This window comes from Paenibacillus sp. EKM301P (assembly GCF_011800295.1).
GTDB classification, from domain to species: Bacteria; Bacillota; Bacilli; order Paenibacillales; family Paenibacillaceae; genus Paenibacillus; species Paenibacillus polymyxa.
Genome location: NZ_JAALFM010000019.1, coordinates 40,561 through 59,570 on the forward strand (window position 1 = coordinate 40,561; position 19,010 = coordinate 59,570).

At 43.8% G+C, this 19,010-nt stretch carries 18 protein-coding genes; 10 read left to right on the forward strand and 8 right to left on the reverse strand.

What is annotated here, in order from left to right:
• Nucleotides 1-46 precede the first annotated feature (46 nt).
• On the reverse strand, nt 47-1,168 hold the full coding sequence (locus tag HFD99_RS23720) for an LCP family protein (protein ID WP_025364032.1): 1,122 nt from the start codon (nt 1,166-1,168) through the stop codon (nt 47-49).
• 103 nt (nt 1,169-1,271) lie between these two features.
• On the opposite strand from HFD99_RS23720, the gene HFD99_RS23725 reads away from it, so the two are divergent.
• The 4 genes from HFD99_RS23725 to bcp are packed head-to-tail and all read left to right on the forward strand — an operon-like array spanning nt 1,272 to nt 4,411.
• Complete coding sequence (locus HFD99_RS23725) at nt 1,272-2,312, forward strand: ABC transporter ATP-binding protein (RefSeq protein ID WP_016819312.1); 1,041 nt, start codon at nt 1,272-1,274, stop codon at nt 2,310-2,312.
• Nucleotides 2,305-3,099, forward strand: coding sequence for an ABC transporter permease (locus tag HFD99_RS23730; protein WP_025364033.1), 795 nt, complete (start codon nt 2,305-2,307; stop codon nt 3,097-3,099). The genes HFD99_RS23725 and HFD99_RS23730 overlap by 8 nt, the downstream gene beginning before the upstream one ends.
• Nucleotides 3,100-3,103: 4 nt before the next feature.
• Nucleotides 3,104-3,892 carry an ABC transporter permease gene (locus HFD99_RS23735; RefSeq protein ID WP_019686156.1) on the forward strand — a complete coding sequence of 263 codons (789 nt, stop codon included), beginning with the start codon at nt 3,104-3,106 and terminating at the stop codon, nt 3,890-3,892.
• Nucleotides 3,893-3,934: 42 nt separating this feature from the next.
• A complete protein-coding gene (bcp, locus tag HFD99_RS23740; protein ID WP_039268825.1) occupies nt 3,935-4,411 on the forward strand; it encodes a thioredoxin-dependent thiol peroxidase in 477 nt (158 codons plus the stop codon).
• A 59-nt stretch (nt 4,412-4,470) separates the two neighbouring features.
• Here the strand turns inward: bcp and HFD99_RS23745 are convergent, their stop codons facing one another.
• From HFD99_RS23745 to HFD99_RS23770, 6 genes are all read right to left on the reverse strand, one after another.
• Complete coding sequence (locus HFD99_RS23745; protein WP_025364035.1) at nt 4,471-5,589, reverse strand: GerAB/ArcD/ProY family transporter; 1,119 nt, start codon at nt 5,587-5,589, stop codon at nt 4,471-4,473.
• 15 nt (nt 5,590-5,604) lie between these two features.
• Nucleotides 5,605-5,841, reverse strand: a complete 237-nt coding sequence (locus HFD99_RS23750; RefSeq protein ID WP_016819308.1) for a hypothetical protein — start codon at nt 5,839-5,841, stop codon at nt 5,605-5,607.
• Nucleotides 5,842-5,872: 31 nt separating this feature from the next.
• Nucleotides 5,873-6,982 carry a GerAB/ArcD/ProY family transporter gene (locus HFD99_RS23755; RefSeq protein ID WP_025364036.1) on the reverse strand — a complete coding sequence of 370 codons (1,110 nt, stop codon included), beginning with the start codon at nt 6,980-6,982 and terminating at the stop codon, nt 5,873-5,875.
• Nucleotides 6,983-6,987: 5 nt separating this feature from the next.
• The gene (locus tag HFD99_RS23760; RefSeq protein WP_025364037.1) at nt 6,988-8,196 is read right to left on the reverse strand and encodes a Ger(x)C family spore germination protein; all 1,209 of its coding nucleotides are present in this window, start codon (nt 8,194-8,196) and stop codon (nt 6,988-6,990) included.
• Nucleotides 8,193-9,734 carry a spore germination protein gene (locus HFD99_RS23765; protein WP_039276775.1) on the reverse strand — a complete coding sequence of 514 codons (1,542 nt, stop codon included), beginning with the start codon at nt 9,732-9,734 and terminating at the stop codon, nt 8,193-8,195. The genes HFD99_RS23760 and HFD99_RS23765 overlap by 4 nt, the downstream gene beginning before the upstream one ends.
• A gap of 515 nt (nt 9,735-10,249) precedes the next feature.
• Complete coding sequence (locus HFD99_RS23770) at nt 10,250-10,906, reverse strand: DedA family protein (protein ID WP_016819304.1); 657 nt, start codon at nt 10,904-10,906, stop codon at nt 10,250-10,252.
• Nucleotides 10,907-11,051: 145 nt separating this feature from the next.
• Between HFD99_RS23770 and guaA the strand changes: the two genes are divergently transcribed.
• Both guaA and HFD99_RS23780 read left to right on the forward strand, forming a co-directional pair.
• Nucleotides 11,052-12,590 carry a glutamine-hydrolyzing GMP synthase gene (gene guaA / locus HFD99_RS23775; protein ID WP_017428420.1) on the forward strand — a complete coding sequence of 513 codons (1,539 nt, stop codon included), beginning with the start codon at nt 11,052-11,054 and terminating at the stop codon, nt 12,588-12,590.
• A 469-nt stretch (nt 12,591-13,059) separates the two neighbouring features.
• Nucleotides 13,060-13,677 (forward strand): Type 1 glutamine amidotransferase-like domain-containing protein, encoded by a 618-nt coding sequence (locus HFD99_RS23780; RefSeq protein ID WP_019686161.1) that lies wholly within the window; start codon nt 13,060-13,062, stop codon nt 13,675-13,677.
• A 99-nt stretch (nt 13,678-13,776) separates the two neighbouring features.
• Here the strand turns inward: HFD99_RS23780 and HFD99_RS23785 are convergent, their stop codons facing one another.
• Entirely contained in the window at nt 13,777-14,907 is a 1,131-nt protein-coding gene (locus HFD99_RS23785) for a Gfo/Idh/MocA family protein (protein ID WP_031462885.1), read from the reverse strand.
• Nucleotides 14,908-15,036: 129 nt separating this feature from the next.
• Between HFD99_RS23785 and HFD99_RS23790 the strand changes: the two genes are divergently transcribed.
• The 4 genes from HFD99_RS23790 (at nt 15,037) to HFD99_RS23805 (ending at nt 18,561) form a co-directional block, all read left to right on the forward strand.
• On the forward strand, nt 15,037-15,882 hold the full coding sequence (locus HFD99_RS23790) for a LysR family transcriptional regulator (RefSeq protein ID WP_123796790.1): 846 nt from the start codon (nt 15,037-15,039) through the stop codon (nt 15,880-15,882).
• Nucleotides 15,883-16,069: 187 nt separating this feature from the next.
• Nucleotides 16,070-16,543 (forward strand): MarR family winged helix-turn-helix transcriptional regulator, encoded by a 474-nt coding sequence (locus HFD99_RS23795; protein WP_123796791.1) that lies wholly within the window; start codon nt 16,070-16,072, stop codon nt 16,541-16,543.
• 37 nt (nt 16,544-16,580) lie between these two features.
• Nucleotides 16,581-16,970, forward strand: coding sequence for a hypothetical protein (locus HFD99_RS23800; RefSeq protein WP_123796792.1), 390 nt, complete (start codon nt 16,581-16,583; stop codon nt 16,968-16,970).
• Between the two features lie 220 nt (nt 16,971-17,190).
• The gene (locus HFD99_RS23805) at nt 17,191-18,561 is read left to right on the forward strand and encodes an NCS2 family permease (protein ID WP_016819288.1); all 1,371 of its coding nucleotides are present in this window, start codon (nt 17,191-17,193) and stop codon (nt 18,559-18,561) included.
• Nucleotides 18,562-19,010: the final 449 nt, after the last annotated feature.

Below are 19,010 nucleotides of genomic sequence, written 5' to 3' on the forward strand. Positions count from 1 at the left end.
TACACACGCCAAAGGGCAGCGTTCACGGCTGCCCCTGCATACATCATTATAGCTCTTTTTGTCCTGTCTTTGTTGTTGATTGTGTGGAAGCATCCTCAGTACTGGTTTTATTGCCTCCTGTAAAGGAAGCTTTATCCGTCTTGGAGGACGATGCACTATCCGGCTGTTTCGTTTCGTTCTGATCCTTATTTTGTTCCTGTGTTTGTGTAGGAGGATTATTAAATATATCCTGTACATAAGATTTCAGTTCTTCCGGATCACGGACGGTAAGAACTGCCGCGCCGCCCACATTTTCTTCGCCAAGCAGCTTCATCGGTGGAACCTGTTCGCTGCCTGCAAAGCTGCTTTGGTACCCCACATTCGCCAGCTTCCACATATCGTTAACACTGAGATTCGTATCAATGTACGGGTTAACCTGCTCTAAAATGCTTGGCAGATTAGCAATGGAAGTCGTGGTCTGCATTTTCTGGGCTACAGCCTCCAAAAATGCCCGTTGCCGTCCGGAACGGGAGAAGTCGGACATGGCATCGTGGCGGAATCGCACATATTGAAGCGCCGTCTTGCCGTCCAGATGCTGCATACCCTTTTTCAAATCAATATCGTATTCATGCTTATCCGCATTACTTGTATAATGCATATCCTTTTCCACTTCAAAATCAATGCCGCCTACAGCGTCCACCAGTTTAATAAAGCCTTGGAAATCCGTATACACATAATATTGCACTGGGATGCCCAATAGATCGCCAGCCGTCTTCATGGCCGTATTGGGTCCGTGAGTAATGGCGGTGTTGATCCGATTTTTTCCGTAGCCGGGAATATCCACGTACGTATCACGCAAAATAGAGAACAGGTGCATTTTTTTCTTCACAGGGTCCAGCGATACAACCATCATGCTGTCCGATCGGGGGACTTCCCCTTTCTGGATGCCACGACCATCGACACCCATCAGCAAAATGTTGACCATATCGGTACTTTCCCACTTGGGCGGTTCCGGTGTACGAACCTGATCGACCTGCTTTACATTTTTGAAGGGGGAGTTAGCACCCTCTTTATGCAGATTATCCAGCTGATTATAAATGGATGTAAAATAGTACACGGCAAAGCCGACAATCGCGACGATTACCACGGCTAGAACCGACCATATCGTCCTTTTGGTTCTGCTTGTCATGGATGCTCTCCCTTTCGCTTTTCAGTTCATTACATTATAATTTCTTTTTGGAGCACAATCAATTTAACTATGGATTTTACAAATCCTGATTGAGAGGTATAACATGCTGGCAATTGATGTGCAGGATCTGCGCAAAACATTTAAGGTTCAAAAAAACCGCGAGGGCTTAAAAGGTGCCTTCCTTGATTTATTCGCCCGCGAATACAACGAGGTGGCTGCGGTCAAAGATATATCCTTCCGTATTCCGCAAGGGGAAATATGCGGTTATATTGGTGAGAACGGGGCCGGAAAGTCCACCACGATTAAGATGTTGACAGGTATTCTCGTGCCAACATCGGGACATCTCAAGGTGGGGGGCTATGTCCCTTATGAGGATCGCGAGAAGTTTGTAGGTAACATAGGCGTTGTTTTTGGTCAGCGCAGCCAGCTTTGGTGGGACATCGGCGTGATCGAGTCTTTTCAACTGCTGCGCAAAGTATATCAGGTTCCGGCTATGGACTTCAAACGCAGGCTGGATGAGCTGGTAGAAAGGCTGCAATTGCAGGATTTGCTAAGCCGCCCGGTGCGTAAACTTAGTCTTGGACAACGGATGCGTTGTGAACTGGTAGCTGCTTTGCTGCACAATCCGTCGATTGTTTTTCTGGACGAGCCGACCATTGGGCTTGATATTATGGTGAAGTCCGAAATTCGTGAGTTTTTGAAGGATATGAACCGGGAACACGGGACCACTATTTTGTTGACGACCCATGATTTACAGGATATTGAGGCGCTGTGCTCGCGCGTCATTATGTTGGATGATGGGAATATCATTTATGATGGTGGACTGGATGATCTCAAGGCTCGTTGGGGGACAGGTCGGGAAGTACGGTTCCAATTTGGTACGACGACTGTGCTGGAGCAATTGCAGGCATGGACAGCCGATATGCCATTGACGTGGACTATGGATAACGATTTGGCTGCCAAGGTGTGGATTCCTCTTCATATTAATGTATCGGATGTGCTGGCTAGCGTAGTTGGCCGCACGGACATTACGGATATCAAAATCATTGAAACCAACACGGATGATATCGTTCGCAGTATCTATCAGTCTGGCTCGGCAGAACGCCAAGGCAATCCGCTAGTGGAGGCCAAAGTTCATGCTTAGCGTATATACCGATTTTATTCGTATCCGATTTCTCACGATGCTTGCTTATCGTGTGAACTATTATTCGGGCATACTTATTTATTCCATGAATATCGGCGTGTATTATTTCACATACAAAGCGATATATGGCGATGCGGGTAGTATTGGAGGCTTTACTGCTGCTCAGATGACGACCTATGTAGCCGTATCGTGGATGGCGAGAGCCTTTTATTTTAACAATCTGGATCGCGAAATATCGACAGATATTCGTGATGGAAGCATTGCTATTCAGATGATCCGACCTTATAACTATGTACTTGTTAAGTTTATGCAGGGACTCGGTGAGGGGATGTTTCGCTTCCTCTTGTTTATGATTCCGGGCATGGCGATTGCGATGCTGCTGTTCCCCGTGAAGCTTCCCAGTGACCCGGTAGCCTGGATTGGTTTTCTGGTCATGCTGTTTTTCAGCTTTCTGATCAACACTCAGATTAATATTATTACGGGCTTGACGGCCTTTTTTATCGAAAACAATGAGGGCATGATGCGTATGAAGCGCGTAGTCGTAGACCTGTTTTCTGGGTTGATTTTGCCAATTAGCTTGTTTCCGGGCTGGCTGGTGACAATTTCCCAATGGATGCCGTTTCAGGCAATTACTTATTTGCCGGGCTCTGTATTTACGGGACGTGTAAAAGGCGTTGGCATATGGAATGTGCTGGGTATCCAAATCATTTGGCTGGTCGTTCTGCTCGTGCCGATGATCATCATTTGGCGGCTGGCGCGCAGACGTCTGTTCGTGCAGGGAGGGTAAGCCGATGATGTACTATTTGGGTCTCATTAGCGAATATTTGAAAAATTACATGAAGTCACGGCTCACCTATCGTGCCGATTTTTGGGTAGAAGTCATTTCGGATCTGCTCTTTCAGGCCACGAATCTTATTTTTATTTTAGTTATATTTATGCATACAGACAGCTTGGGTGGCTGGAGTGAAAATGAGGTCGTGTTCGTTTATGGATTTTTTATGGTTCCTTACGGACTGTTTAGTTGTTTCGTTAATCTTTGGAACTTTAGCGAGCGTTATATTGTAAAAGGTGAACTCGACCGAGTAATGACCCGTCCTGCGTATAATCTATTCCAGATTTTCCTTGAAAATGTGGACCCACCCGCGCTGGTTGGCTCAGTGATTGGTCTGATTATTATGGGGATCAGCGGCGCACAGATGGATTTGGCTATGGAGTGGTGGTTTATACCAGCGTTGATCGTTTTGAGTTTAAGTGCCGTGGCGATCTATACGGGTATATACACCATATTGACTTCTCTTTCATTCTTTTCGGATGCGCCCACAGGAATTATTCCGCTCATGTACAATATTCAGGGCTACGGACGTTATCCGGTAACGATCTATAACCGTGCCATTCAGGTTGTGCTGACTTGGATACTGCCTTTTGCTTTTGTTGGCGTATATCCCGCTTCCCTGTTCCTTCAACGAGAGGACATGCGCCATATGGCGCTCTTAACTCCTGTGATGGGAATTGTCTTTCTCACACTAGGCTTACTGGCTTGGAACTGGGGGATTCGGCGTTACCGGGGGGCTGGCTCATAGGGCGGATGATATAAGAACCCCTAAAAGATAGGAGATGATAAGATGTCCACGACATTGACCGTTATTGGACAAGCGGCACCAGACTTTGAATTGCCTGGGAGTGAGGGAAAGAGTGTCAAGCTGTCGGATTATCGAGGCAGTAGGGTATTGTTGTACTTTTATCCCAAGGATTTGACCTCTAGCTGCTCGACCCAGGCTTGCGATTTTCGGGATAAACATGCGGAGTTTAAAGGCTTAAACACCGTGATTCTCGGCATAAGCCCCGATCCACTCAAGCAGCATGACAAGTTTATTGCCAAGTATGGCCTACCTTTTCAGCTGTTATCTGATGAAGAGCATCAGGTGGCTGAGACATATGGTGTCTGGCAGCAAAAACAGATGTACGGCAAGCAGTACATGGGCATTGTTCGTTCTACGTTCCTTATTGATGAGAATGGCATTTTAGTTCATGAATGGCGTGGTTTAAGGGTAAAAGGACATATTGATGCCGCGCTGGAATACATTCAGGATATGGCATAAATTAAAAAAACCTTTTGGAATCGGGTTATGCTTTTTAAGCATCGGTTTCAAAAGGTTTTTTATTCATTTTTGGATGTATTTTGCCGATGTTTCCACTTTTGCCGGCAGAGGTAAACAATCCACAAAAGAAGCGGAATGATCAAGCCGTTCGTATAATGCCAGGCAGCCAAGGGATAAACAAGAGTTCTTACATAATAAAACACATTTGGGGTTATCGAAATGGTCATACCAAACACAATCGCTCCTGCGGGTATGACGAATGGACGACTATTAGAAATTCGGAACAACTGGGGTGTTCCAAAAGTGAAGGCGTAGAAAAAAAGAACTCCCTTGAAATAGGCAGCCAGTGCCCAGGTTAAAGCAACAAGCGATTCAACACGTGTAATATAATTCAGTTCATTAATTTTTGTCGTGAGTACAGAAGAAATGTATGGACTGTAATGGGTCACAAAGGGTCCAATCACAAGCAGGGAGAGCAGCAGAAATAGGCTAATCACGATTCCGCCTATAAGGGAAGCGAGCAATATGTCCTTTTTAAAATGGGCTTTTTTGTTTACATAAGGAAAAACCATAAGCATAATAGACATTCCGGCAAAAGGCATTGCCACGCCTGGAACCATTCCTTGAGCAACAGGAGCCAGCCCATTTTCCAAAACAGGCCGTACATTGGAAAGCTGAACTTGTGGCAGGAGTGCAAGGAATAGACCAGAGAAAATTAATATATATGCTGGTAATAGCATCTCGCTAACACGACCGAAAGCTTCAATTCCGGCTAACGCAGTAAGCACCATTAAGGCTATTCCCATAGCGAGCAGAACACGTAGAGGGGTTTCTACAAATAACTGTGTAGTCAGAAAATCGCCTACCTCTCTCGCAATAAGAACGGTGTTCATTAAAAAATAAAATAAATACCAGCAGGAAACAACGGTTCCGAACACGGGCCCCAAAATTTTACGAATCGCTTCAATAAGTGTAAGGTTCGGGTAGAGCTCATGAACGCGAATAAGCACGTAAATTATGATTAAGCCCAGCGGAATGGACAGTATGGAGCTGATCCAGGCATCCTGATGAGCAATATGTGTAATCATAGTCGGATAGAATAAGAGCATATCCCCGATTAAACTCATAAACATCAGGACAGTCACTTGCCGAACGCTAATACGTGTTTTTTTTGACATGTGGCTGTCTCCTTTCTAAAAACCAAATACATGTGACACAAAAGCGTTAACAGGGTTGTAGATGATTTCAATCAGTACCAGCGGGCTTGGCGTAACCTCTGACTTGGCGGCAAGGACACTAAGCCATGTGCCTATTCCGAGCATAATGATGTACACGAACATATCTTTAAAGCGATGTTTTCGATACAAGCCTGGCAAATCTTTGGCAGCAATGGCTAGACCGATACAGATAATAACAGTGGTGATTAGCACGGTGAAGGCTCCTTCCGTTAAAGGGTGTGGATCAACTGGGTTCCAGGCTGTGGCGGCCTTTCGATCTTAACTTGTATACGATAAGCAGTAGCGAAGGAAGGACAATAGAATCCGTCAAATCCCAATAAATCCAGGCGTTGACGATCGTATCCAGATAGTAAGTAATATTAGGCGCCGACACGATAATCAGACCAAACAGGATCATGAAGCTAGGACCAAGAAAGGTCCGAACATTATTTAATCGCAGTAGTTGAGTCATTCCTAAGGTAAAGGCATAGAAGTGTAAAATGGTTTTAACAAAAGTAGTGATAATCCAGGCAGTACTCATCATGGATTCAATTCTCTGCAGGAAATTTCCTATGTTGATCTTTTTAGATAGCGTATAAGAGGTATACACACTATGTTCGGTTACAAAAGGGCCCAGCACCATGAGAGAAACCAGGAGTAGTACGCTTAACAGAATGCTGGCCGTAAGTCCTGAGAGTAAAACTGATTTTTTTAGACCCGGTTTTTTGCTCACATAGGGAAAAATCATCAGTAAAAAAGCTAGTTCACCGAATGGGTAGGAGAGCGCAAATAGGCTGCCCTCCATAATTTTAGGAATACCTTGTTCCATAATAGGCTTAAGCTGCTGACTGTCACATTGGGGAAGCAAGCACAGGATTAAAAACAAAGCGAAAGCCAAGCATAAAGGAAACAATATTTGAGCTGTACGTGCAATAGGCTCCAACCCCATATACATCCCCCACATCAGCACAAGGATGAAGAGTAAATTGATAACAGGAAGAGGTGTCATTACATAGGTCTGGCTGTTCATAAAATCTCCGACTTCTCTTAAATAAATCGCTGAATTCATCATTAAATGGAACAAATACCATATGGAGATGAGGGCGCCTAGCCACGGACCCAAAATTCGCTGGCAGAGCTGCACAAAGGTGAGATCAGGATACAGCTGATGTACCCGCAGGAGTAGCAGTAGTACAGCCAGTCCTGCAGGGATGCTAAGTAATGAGCTGATCCAGGCATCCTGCTTGGATATGCTAGTAATGAGGGAGGGATACACCAATACACAGTCTCCGATAATACTCAAAAAAACGAGTACGGCTATATTTGTAATGCTGATACGCCCTTTCTCCTCCACCAAGCTCACTCCTTCATTTCTTTTTGGAACGATTCAAACAAAGAACCAATTTTTTTGATCGTAGTCTTTGCCTTATATTCAATTTGTAAGTCCATAAATGGATTTTCTTTTTCTTCTTTTAGTCGTTTCCAAAGCTCAGGTTTGGACTGGTGGATCAGCTGACCAAAACCGAAAATGTCTGACTTAAACTCACGTCGAACAGTCTCTACGGAATGCTTCATAATTTCAACAATTTTTTCATTGCTTGCGGCCTCAATTTCTTTAATATCAGCCATACTGCTTAACTTCATATGCTTACAGTTGACCTCTCGTACTGTGCTGTCGTTGGTAACGGATATGGAGATAACAGGTTCTCCATCGCGAATGATCACTTTTTTTTGGGTGTTGCTTCTTAAGGTTAATAAGGCGATATTACCTCCTCCCTGACAATCGGTGTGCCCCGTTGTAGACTCCACTTTATCCCTGATGTAACTGAGCCCTTTACTGTCAAAGTCATTGATCCATCCCAGCAACCGGTCTTTTTTGAATACACCATTACCTGAAAACCGCAATATGGTTTCAGGCGATATGCTTTTGGTGGCATCCATACCTTTTTCATTGGTCGATTCTATATCTCCCACAGCTTCCAATGCGGGCAGAGTGGACTGGATGTCGGGATTAACCAGATCGCTAAGAAGTTGATCCATGGTTACTTTGGTAGCAGGAGCCCAGGTTTTGGTTAAGGTATCTAACGAAGCAAATAATTTATTTGCCGGCAATTTTTCCATTGGAGTGGGGATCTTTAACATCGTAGAAGCCTTGTTATTCTTGGCTATCGCAATATAAAAGTCACTTCTTGTAAAAGGCTCTCGCATCATGGCTTCAATCGCATCAGCAATTCCCCTTCTCGCATACTCCTCACCTAAAATCAGCATACGAATATGAGATAAATAAATGGAGCGCGGACTTGTATTCGTCATTTTTTCAATGGCCTCTTGAATCGTGGGTGCAGTGGCCTGATAAGTAACGACTGGAGGGCCTGCACTTGGTGATGATTTGGAAGCTACAGCAGAAGGAATGACCACCTGAGCGGTTACCTGATACTGGTCTCCTTCCATATCCACACCGATCCCAATAGCGATGCCCAGCTCATTTAATTCTTGGCGATCCCAGCAACCACCTAACAGTAATGCAATCAGGCCCCAGACGAAGAACAAATGTATGGTCTGCTTCATGGCTGATCCCTTCTGGTTTTTGATTTATTACCGATCCGTCTTTTTTTCGTTTTTTGGCGAATCGTATTTTGGATAGAGATGGATTGAGGCCGTGTCTTCATGCGAGGCCAAGGTAGGCGAAACAGCGTATCTTTCAAATCACTTTCCACATAGGGACCGAACGGGCTCATATAAGATACTCCGAAGGATCGCAGACTGGTCAAATGCAGTAAAAGTACGATTACCCCCATCAATATTCCAAGAAGCCCGAAGGCTGCGGCTAGCATCATTAAAGCAAAGCGGGCAATACGAACCGCAATGGAAAGACCGTTTTCCGGAATAACATAGCTGGAGATCGCTGTAATGGACACAACAATAACCATAGCCGCCGAGACCACTCCTGCATCCACGGCTGCTTGTCCAATGACCAGTGTACCTACGATGGATACGGCCTGCCCGACAGTCTTGGGAATTCGAACTCCTGCTTCACGCAAAATTTCATAAGTTATTTCCATGAGCATCGCCTCGACAAAAGCCGGAAACGGTACGCCTTCCCTTTGGGCAGCGAGACTGACCAATAAGTTTGTAGGAATCATCTCTTGATGAAAGGTAGTTACCGCAATATAAACTGCTGGCGCAAGCATAGCGATAAAAAAGGAAAAGAAACGCAGCAAACGCAACAACGTGCTGATATCAGCACGCTGGTAATAATCCTCTGGTGATTGGAAAAATTGCACAAACAGTGCAGGAATCAACAGAACAAAGGGTGTCCCGTCCACCAAGATAGCAATTCGGCCTTCCAGCAGGCTGGCAGCGACTGAATCCGGACGCTCGCTGTTATAAATGGTGGGGAACAGGGTGAAGGTTTCATCCTGAATTTCCTCCTCGATGTAACCCCCTTCCAGAATTCCGTCAATATCAATTCGGTCCAAACGTTCTCTCAGTTCCTGAATAACTCCTTCGTCAGCGATGCCTTTGACATACATTACGGCCACATTGGTGTGGGTGACTTGCCCGATCTGTCTTGTTTCCATCCACAGGCGCGGATCGCGGATTCGCCTACGAATTAGAGCGGTATTGGTTCGTAAATTTTCGGTAAAAGCCTCCATTGGACCCCGTACGACACTTTGGGATTGGGGCTCGCTAACACTGCGATCCTCCCAACCGACCGCATCAATCCATATGCCCTTTGCGTATCCGTCCAGCAAAATGATAATACTGCCGGATAACATTTGATTGAATAGGGCGTCCATTTCATCCACACTACCTGAGTTACCTGCAATCAAAACTTGATTCTTCAAATAGTCGAATGGTTCTGCGCCCTCCGGTACATGATGTTCATTTACTCGCATCAATGAACGGAGAACCGAATCATGGAGCAATTGAGTGTTAACCAGACCATCGATATAAAAAAGAGCTGCTGGCCATTTTTGCATCCATAATAGCTCTTTAATGATTACATCTCCGCTGTTTCCAAAGGAGCTCTCGATATGATTTACATTATCTTTCAAGTTAGAGGATACATGAGTAAGTGGACAACTTTTATTCTGATTTGGCATACGTAAAATCCTCCGATATTGGAGTTTGTTGGCTTAGTATGCTCTGAATATATGAATTTATGCCTTGACGGCTGCAAAGTAATCTGATGATTAGTGATAAATGGTTAATTATATTTTTGTTTAATTTATGGAGTCTGTCGTATTAGAACTGATTAGAATGGTAGATTGGCAGTACAGGGAGTTATTCGCTGTAGGTAACATTAATGGAATTGGGGGGGCATTTCTCCGTATCGCTTTGTTACCTTTAATATAACGGCTTATGGGTTCGGGATTTAGCGTAGGTGTCTTACTGTCTAGTGGGTGATTCCTTTTTTGGTCCTGTCATCTGCGGAGGGTCTGCTTATTACCCGCATATTTGGAAACATTATTAATGCAGGAGACCCCATTGTATTTACAGGGTCCATTGTTGGGTATGCTGACGACGTAGAACCAAGGTATCATCGGAATGTCTATGTTTGGAGCAGGGGTAGCTCGAATCATGAGCCGCGAATGTGGGCTCGGCTGAAGGAGTTTAACTATTCCGTGTCATCCTTGTGGCTGGTTTTTACTGATTTTTTGGATTTGTATAGCGATCCAAACAGGAAGCTTCTCCACCGATATATAAAATATAGCAGGATTACGAATCCAACCGCTGCTGCGATTCGTAGTGCGTACAGCTCTACCAAATGGAAAATGGCATCCCATTGCGGGCCAAACAGCTTGCCGATGCTTAGAAAGAGGACGACCCAGAATAAAGCACCGCTGTAAGCATACAGGACAAATTTACGGAAAGAAAGAGCTATAATTCCAGCAAAATAGCCGGTAAAATGCCTGACACCTGGGATGAAATATCCAAGGAAAATAAGCCAGTATCCATAACGTTGAAACCATTTTTGTGTTTTCTGTAGCTTGTCCGGCGATAACAAAACCCATTTGCCGTATTTCTGAATAAAGGGAAGTCCAGCCCATTTTCCAATAAAGTAGGTAATGGTCATACCGATGGTTGTGCCCAAAAAGGCTAACAGCACCAGCTTGCTGAAATCCAGAGTACCGGCATAGGAGAGATATCCCGCATAAGCCATCGTGGTTTCCCCGGGAAAAGGCAAGGCAATAAACTCCAGCAGCAAGCCGAAAAAAAGGACGCCGTATCCATATTCTTCGAACAATTGCGCAATCCATTTCAGCACATCCATCGTGTACACTCCTACGGGCAGATTAAGTAATTTAGAATCAATTTATTTTATCAATCTTTTCATGACCACTCAACTATGGTTGATTTCTTGACGTGTTGTTTTATCGTTGCGTATAATGAAACGAACAATTGAGGGAGGCACGGTAATGAATAAGCCTAATGAAATCGTTGTAGTTCTCGATTTTGGAGGACAATACAACCAGTTAATTGCAAGAAGAATTCGGGATCTCGGCGTATATAGCGAGCTCCTTCCATACAATACGCCTGCGGAGAAGCTGAGAGAGCTGGCGCCGAAAGGAATTGTTTTCTCAGGCGGACCTTCCAGCGTATACACAGACAATGCTCCTCAGGTGGATCGGGCAATTTATGATCTTGGCATCCCTATCTTTGGTATTTGTTATGGCATGCAGCTGATGGCCCACCAACTGGACGGTAAAGTAGAACGTGCGGGCAAGCGTGAATATGGCAAAGCAGACGTGCAATTCAATGAGGATGCCCGTTTGACTAAAGGGCTGGATTCTCGTCAAACGGTATGGATGAGCCATGGCGATCACGTTACAGATCTGCCAACTGGCTTTACACTGGATGCGGGAACAGAGAGTGCTCCGATTGCTGCGATGAGTAACCTGGAGCGGAATCTGTATGCGGTACAATTCCACCCAGAAGTGCGTCATTCTGTTCAAGGTAATGAGATGATTAGCAACTTCCTGTATGAAGTGTGTGGTTGTGAAGGCAACTGGACCATGGAATCGTTCATTGAAGAGCAAATCCGTGAAATCCGCCAGCAAGTAGGCGACAAGAAAGTACTGTGCGCTTTAAGTGGCGGCGTGGATTCTTCCGTCGTAGCCATGCTTATTCACAGAGCGATCGGCGACCAACTGACATGTATGTTCATTGATCACGGACTGCTACGCAAAGGTGAAGCCGAAAGTGTAATGGAGACGTTCGTTGGTAAATTTGATATGAAAGTTGTCAAAATTGATGCACGTGAGCGTTTCCTGTCCAAACTGGCAGGAGTGGATGATCCGGAACAAAAACGTAAAATCATCGGTAACGAGTTTATTTACGTCTTTGAAGAAGAATCCGCTAAATTCGATGATTTTGACTTCCTGGCACAAGGCACGTTGTACACAGATATTGTAGAGAGCGGAACAGCAACGGCGCAAACCATCAAATCGCACCATAACGTGGGCGGTTTACCGGAAGACATGAAGTTCAAACTGATCGAGCCACTGAATGCTTTGTTCAAGGATGAAGTGCGTAAAGTCGGTGAAGAATGTGGACTTCCGGCCGAAATTGTATGGCGTCAGCCATTCCCAGGTCCGGGTCTTGCCATCCGTGTATTGGGCGAAGTGACAGAGGACAAGCTCAAGATTGTCCGTGATTCTGACTTTATTTTGCGCGAGGAGATTGCCAAAGCGGGTCTGGATCGGGAGATTTGGCAATACTTCACCGCTCTGCCGAATATGAAGAGTGTTGGCGTTATGGGCGATGCCCGTACGTATTCCTACACTGTAGGTATTCGCGCAGTAACGTCGATCGACGGTATGACCGCCGACTGGGCACGTATCCCTTGGGACGTGTTGGAGAAAATCTCCGTTCGTATTGTCAACGAAGTGGACAACGTCAATCGTATCGTGTACGACGTAACTTCCAAACCACCAGCAACAATCGAGTGGGAATAAGCGTGGAGACTCCCGCATCGTAACCACGAACCCTTTGAGATTCACCAATACAACATCAGGCTCCTCCGCATCGGCGAATTATCGCTATGCGGTGGGAGTCTTTTTTTACGGGGGCAAGGTCGAAACTTTGCTCGGGAAAGTTTTACTGCACGGCAACCTCAATCGACGAGGTTTAGCTAAAGGCGAACAGCATGGCCTCATGCGACGGATATATAAAGTCATTTGTTATTACAAAACAGAATATGAAGTTGAAAAAAGGAGATATTATGCAATGGTAATGTCTCCTCTTTTTATATGAATTTATTAGCTTCAAGCTATAAATAGTTTAAATCAAGTATGGAATTAAACGTTTGTTTTTCATGTCATCCTCTAATGGTGTCATGTTTTGATACCAATATATTTTATAATTTATCTAGATTAAAGTGTTACATATCCCGGTTCATTAAACGCTACTAAGGAGAATAAAGAGATGAAAAAATTATTTTTGTCGTCCTCATTTAAGGATGTTGCACCATGCTTAGTCCATTTCGCCGATGAAAACTTGGAAGGAAAAAAAGTCACTTTCATCCCAACCGCAAGTATTCCAGAGAAAGTTAAGTTTTATGTGAATACAGGGAAAAAAGCATTAGAGAATTTAGGATTAATCGTGGATGAAATCGAAATCAGCACAGCAACATGGAATGAAATAGAGAGTAAAATTAGAGGAAATGACTATATTTATATGACCGGAGGCAACACATTTTATTTACTTCAAGAGTTAAGAAGAACCGGAGCTGACAAAATCATTGCTGAGGAAGTTAATGCAGGGAAGTTGTATATAGGCGAATCGGCAGGTTCGATGATTTTATCACCTAATATCGAATATGCCCGACTTATGGACAATGTGCAGGAGGCGCCTGCTTTGGATTCCTTTGCTGCACTCAGGGCAATTGAATTCTATCCAGTCCCTCACCATACGAACATCCCGTTTAAAAAAGCGGTGGAGAACATCATTGAGGAATATGGCAGCCAATTAAATTTATATCCAATCAGCAACGAAGAGGTTATTTTGGTTGAAGGTGATAGTATAAAAGTCGAGAATGCATGACTTCATTAAATAAAGGAGAATTTCAACTGCTAAATATTTTAAAGAACCTTCAATCCACATCTATCATGGTATTGAAGGTTCTTTTTTTAAAATTCTAACTTACCATACGATCTTTTTCCCAGTTGTAGCCGATTCCTCGATGCGGTCCAGTAACTGATGCAGTTTTAAGGCATGGTTGAAATCGGGGGCGAGACGGGTGTCCGTCAAAATATCCCTGGCAAATACATGATGAGCTTTGGCTACATTCAGGGTTACCCCTTCTTTTGGGAAATCTAGGGTACTATCAGGTTCATGAGCTATACTGATTGTTTCAAAAACACCGTTAGGCGCATGACTCTGCTCACTACTTGGATCATATATCAGTTTTTCAAGCGTCAGATTCCCAAATTGAATATGCCCAAGCGAAGGATTCTGTGACAAACGCAAAATGCCCTTTTTCCCCTGAATCTCTAGCTCAAACTTAGAATTCACTCCACCTTGAATGTGAACGGATGTCGGTGCTCCATTTTCCATTAGTCCGTGAATCAGAATTTGATCGGCAGTATCCTTGGAAATGACTTCACCCGTTTCATGAATAATGGCTTCATTATAACGGGAGGATGTGATGGCCGATAGCTCGCGGAATTCCCCAACGATGTATTGTAGCGCATCCAAGGAATGCCCTCCGTTAATGGTCAGTAGGTTGGCACCACTGGCTCTATTCAGCAGATAAGACGTATCCTGATTTGTTCGTCCTCCTTTGCCGGGAGTAGCTACTTGCATATGACAGGATACTATTTCACCAATTGTCCCGTCTTCCACCAGCTTTTTCATCATTTGCACCTCAAAATCCTGACGTGCCTGCAAGCCGACGGTATGATGGATGCCCGCCAGTTCCGCCGCCTTAGCCATTTCAGTAGCTTCCGCAGTGTTGGCCCCCAGAGGCCACTCACAAAAAATATGCTTTCCCTCTTGAATAGCCGCCATCACCGCCTCATAATGATGGGGAACTTTTACGCTCACCACGACCATGTCCACATCCTCGGAAGCTGCGAGCTTTTTGGCATCGTCAAAAGCTAATGTTGCCCCTACGTCCTCTGCACTTTTTCGTGCACTCTCCATACGGGAAGTGCCGATGGCCGTGATATCCAAGCTCGGGTGCTTGAGCAAAGCAGGAATATGCGTTTGGCTGGCCCATTTGTTATTCATCGAACCTCCTATGATACCTGCACGAATCTTCTGTTTAACCATGTGCCATCCCTCCTAATTTTAAAATGTGAGTAGAAAATAACGCTTAAGCCCAATATAATACACTTAACTCATAAAGAATAATGCTTGTTAATGATGTAGATATCATTTTATTTGATGGGAGGTAAAGCGGTGGATATTCAAAATATGCAGGCATTCGTTTCGGTGGCAGAGCTTAGAAGTCTAACAGAAGCTGCCCAGAAGCTGAATCATCTGCAATCGAATATGACGGCAAAAATAAAGAAGCTGGAGACCTATTATGGCACAGCGTTATTTTACAGAAAGTCTCGTGGTATGGAACTGACACCCGCAGGCGAAATTTTATACGCTCAGTACAAGCAAATTTTGCTGCTATGGCAAGACACGGAGATGAAAATGAGACCCCAGGAGGAAAAACTGCGCGTCGGCACGATGCAGTCCATTGTAGCAGGCGAAACAACAAGGGCGCTAACGAAGGTATATGAGATGTATCCGCAGGTTTCGGTGACATTAAAAACGGGAACCACCACGGAAATGGAACAATTCATCCTCGACGGAGAGCTTGATATTGCTTTTGTTACAGGATATCCTACCAACCCATATATTCATTATCAAAAAATATGCCGTGAAGAGCTGGTGCTGGTGGGGAAAGGTATACACGAAGGTTCGGATCTCCAGCAAGTACTACAAGGAGCTTCTATTATCATATTGTCGGATAGCTGCCTGTACCTCACGCATTTAGAGAAGATGTATCAGGACATGCAATTGACCCATAGCGAGGTTGTCGAGGTTGGAATATTTGATACGATGGTGGAATTCGCTCTAATGGGAATGGGAATTACCCTTATGTCCAAAAAGCTGGCCCGGCAATTTAAAGTAGCATCCTATCTACCCGTTCCTCCGGTTTTTGGCTATATGGATACATATTTAATATCTCGTCCCAATCACAAAATGACAGCAATTGAACATAAATTTATCGAAATCAATAATACGATCTAATAGAATAGGAGAGACATCGAATGCCAATTAATCAAGGCAAATACCAAGGTAGCCATGCTGTATTTCTGGGCGATAGCATTACGTTTGGATATGACTTGCGTGATGGAGAAAAGCCATAGCCCCAACTTTTTTGTGATATGTAGACTTGTCTCATGGCTTGTTTATTTATAGTGAGGGTGTATAATACTTGATATATCAATTGATGGGTCAAGTATCAGAAGGAGGAGAGATAGTCATCAAACATTGCTCTGAAAAAAGCCAGTTATTTTATCGCATGCATCTTTTGTGTAAAGAAATGAATAACGCTTTTGAAGCACAGTTAAAAACCAGCTTTACCAAGGTCGAAATTTTGTATCATATTGACCATCGTCAGGAATTAAGTCAGCTGGAGCTTCAACATCTGCTCGTTCTGGATGGTGCAGCAGTGACCCGGCATCTAAAAAGGCTGGAAGAGGAAGGTCTGATTTTACGCAGTAAAAAAGAGCAGGATAAGCGTGTAACTTATATACGTTTAACCGAATTAGGGATTCAAGAGCTGCAAGTTTTGACAGAGCAAAGACAAGCCTTTCAGGAACAACTTCTCTACAATTTTCAAGACGAGGAAATTGTGGCTTTAACAGATGCACTACAGCGTATGTCTAGCAATGTGAAGAATATGTAAAAATGTGCGAGGACAAAATGATTTTGGAGGCCACTCGATGAAGATTTTAGAAGACTATTTTCACTACTATGATTTAGCAAAAGATGATGAGACGAGCAGAGAACGATTAACCAGCCTTTTTTCCGAGAAGATTGAGTTTGTATTGAATGGTAATCGAAAACAAGGGATGAACAGTTGGAAAAGCTTTTTGAACATGTTCTTCGAGGGGACGCTCGAAATCAAGCATATGTATGAGGGGTGGAAGCTTGTTTCCGAAGAAGCTGATACCTATCAAACTAAATGGGCAGTGTGCGGTAAAAAAGTAACAGGCGAAGTTTATACACTTACTGGAGTGGACAAAGCCCGACTGGATACAGAAGGGAAGATCGTTTATCTGGAAAATATACCAGATACAGCGGATGCTTTTGATAAGTATAAAAATATCTGATTATCCTAAATAATAACCCGCCAGCTGTATAATAGCTTGCGGGTTATCTATTTTCCGAACAATACATATGTGTTCAATTTGTAACATTCGTTTTTTCTGTTGACAAGCCGTAGGCGAGAGCCTAAAATAACGGATGTAATATAGCGTATATGAAGGCGAATATTACAGCAATTGAACGACAACAATACGAGTATGCTTTGCGTAGGAGGAATTACGACTCATGGAGCGTTTCTTTAAATTAAAGGAACATGGCACGAACGTCCGCACCGAGATTATTGCGGGGATCACTACTTTTATGACCATGGCTTATATCCTGGTGGTCAACAATACCTTTTTGGGACCAACTGGAGCGGGGATGCCTAGTGAAGCTGTTTTCTTTGCGACAGCAGTAGGTGCAGGTTTAGTAACCATTCTGATGGGCTTGTTTGTAAATGTGCCGATCGGTATGGCACCAGGGATGGGCTTGAATGCTTATTTTATGACTGTAGTCTTGAGTTCTAATGGGATGATTACTTGGCAAGCGGCACTTGGCGCTGTATTTATATCCGGTATCGTCTTTCTGATTTTAACTGTTACCCGGGTTAGACAGATGCTGCTTGTTGCAGTTCCGGAAAATTTAAAAACCGCTATTACAGTTGGTATCGGCTTGTTTATCACAATTGTTGGCTTCAAGCTTTGTAATCTGGTTATGGTGAGTATTGTTCCAGGGACAGATGTTGGTCAACCGGTTCCGGGTCATGCTTTTAATTTGGTTCTGGGTAGCCTGGTACATCAAAAGGATGCGCTGCTGGCGCTAATCGGGTTGCTCATTATCGCAGCGTTGATGGTCGTTCGGGTCAAAGGCGCATTGCTGATTGGAATCGTAGCTACTACATTAATCGGTATTCCGATGGGTGTAACGAATCTGAGTAGCTTGACAACAGGCCACTGGATTCCAAATTTCAGCAATTTGGCAGTAGGTCAGCTAGACCTGAAGGCAGCTTTGCATATTGGTTTGTTTGATATTATTTTCATCTTCACATTTGTAGAGTTGTTTGATACGTTCGGTACGTTGGTAGGTACAGCTACACGCGCAGGCATAATGAAAGATAAGAAAAAAGGCGAGAAAATTATCGGTAAAGCGATGCTGGTAGATGCTGTTGGTGTAAGTACTGGTGCGGTATTGGGTACAAGTACAATTACAGCATTTGTAGAAAGCTCCGCAGGGGTAGAAGAAGGTGGCCGTACAGGTCTCACTGCTGTAACGACAGGCGTTCTGTTCTTGTTGGCCCTCTTTATTGCGCCGCTGGCACTGGTTGTGCCCTCTGCGGCTACTGCTCCGGCTCTGATTATCGTTGGGGTGTTGATGATGAGTCAGGTTCGTAATATTGACTGGGATAACTTCCTGTTGGCATTCCCGGCGTTTCTGACTATTGTTTTGATGCCTTTTACAGGTGGAATTGCGAATGGTATTTCTGCTGGTATTCTGTCTTACGTTGTGCTGGCTGTGTTCAGTAATCTGTTTACCAGCAATAAAGTTAAAATTCACTGGCTTATGTGGGTGCTTGCTATAATTGTAGTAATCCGCTTTGCCTTTATGGGCTCCGAATAATTCAGTAGATATAAAATACAGAACCTCTTTCCTGTTGGTTTAAAAGGGAGGAGGTTCTTTTTTATAGTTAACCACGAGTAAAAACAAAAGAATTAATATATGAAAGAAAACGATTAATAAATATGTGTTATGAAAATTTATATAAATAATACTTGCAAACTAAAATTACATATGGTATATTCTAATTCCGGCCAAGAAACACAAGGTTGTGAGCGAATGTTTCAAAAAAGACTTTTGAAAAAAACTTGCAAAGTTGGTTGGTATGTGGTAGGATATAAGAGTTGATGAAGCGAAAAGCTGATTCGAAATAAAGTTTGATCTTTGAAAACTGAACAACGAGTGAGTAAACTGATTTTGTTCGCAAAATCAAACAAAGAGATATTTTATCTCGTCAGTTTCAAAATGAGCTAATCGCTCTTTCTATATTGTTTCATCTTCGGTTCTTCTCC

Excerpts from the sequence above, each read along its gene's own strand:
- HFD99_RS23770 (WP_016819304.1), bottom strand. The coding sequence starts at position 10,906 with ATGGATGTGCTGAAATGGATTGCGCAATTGTTCGAAGAATATGGATAC.
- bcp (WP_039268825.1), top strand. The coding sequence starts at position 3,935 with ATGTCCACGACATTGACCGTTATTGGACAAGCGGCACCAGACTTTGAA.
- HFD99_RS23780 (WP_019686161.1), top strand. The coding sequence starts at position 13,060 with ATGAAAAAATTATTTTTGTCGTCCTCATTTAAGGATGTTGCACCATGC.
- HFD99_RS23725 (WP_016819312.1), top strand. The coding sequence starts at position 1,272 with ATGCTGGCAATTGATGTGCAGGATCTGCGCAAAACATTTAAGGTTCAA.
- HFD99_RS23730 (WP_025364033.1), top strand. The coding sequence starts at position 2,305 with ATGCTTAGCGTATATACCGATTTTATTCGTATCCGATTTCTCACGATG.
- HFD99_RS23805 (WP_016819288.1), top strand. The coding sequence starts at position 17,191 with ATGGAGCGTTTCTTTAAATTAAAGGAACATGGCACGAACGTCCGCACC.
- guaA (WP_017428420.1), top strand. The coding sequence starts at position 11,052 with ATGAATAAGCCTAATGAAATCGTTGTAGTTCTCGATTTTGGAGGACAA.
- HFD99_RS23765 (WP_039276775.1), bottom strand. The coding sequence starts at position 9,734 with ATGCCAAATCAGAATAAAAGTTGTCCACTTACTCATGTATCCTCTAAC.
- HFD99_RS23785 (WP_031462885.1), bottom strand. The coding sequence starts at position 14,907 with ATGGTTAAACAGAAGATTCGTGCAGGTATCATAGGAGGTTCGATGAAT.
- HFD99_RS23800 (WP_123796792.1), top strand. The coding sequence starts at position 16,581 with ATGAAGATTTTAGAAGACTATTTTCACTACTATGATTTAGCAAAAGAT.
- HFD99_RS23745 (WP_025364035.1), bottom strand. The coding sequence starts at position 5,589 with ATGTCAAAAAAAACACGTATTAGCGTTCGGCAAGTGACTGTCCTGATG.
- HFD99_RS23720 (WP_025364032.1), bottom strand. The coding sequence starts at position 1,168 with ATGACAAGCAGAACCAAAAGGACGATATGGTCGGTTCTAGCCGTGGTA.
- HFD99_RS23735 (WP_019686156.1), top strand. The coding sequence starts at position 3,104 with ATGATGTACTATTTGGGTCTCATTAGCGAATATTTGAAAAATTACATG.
- HFD99_RS23760 (WP_025364037.1), bottom strand. The coding sequence starts at position 8,196 with ATGAAGCAGACCATACATTTGTTCTTCGTCTGGGGCCTGATTGCATTA.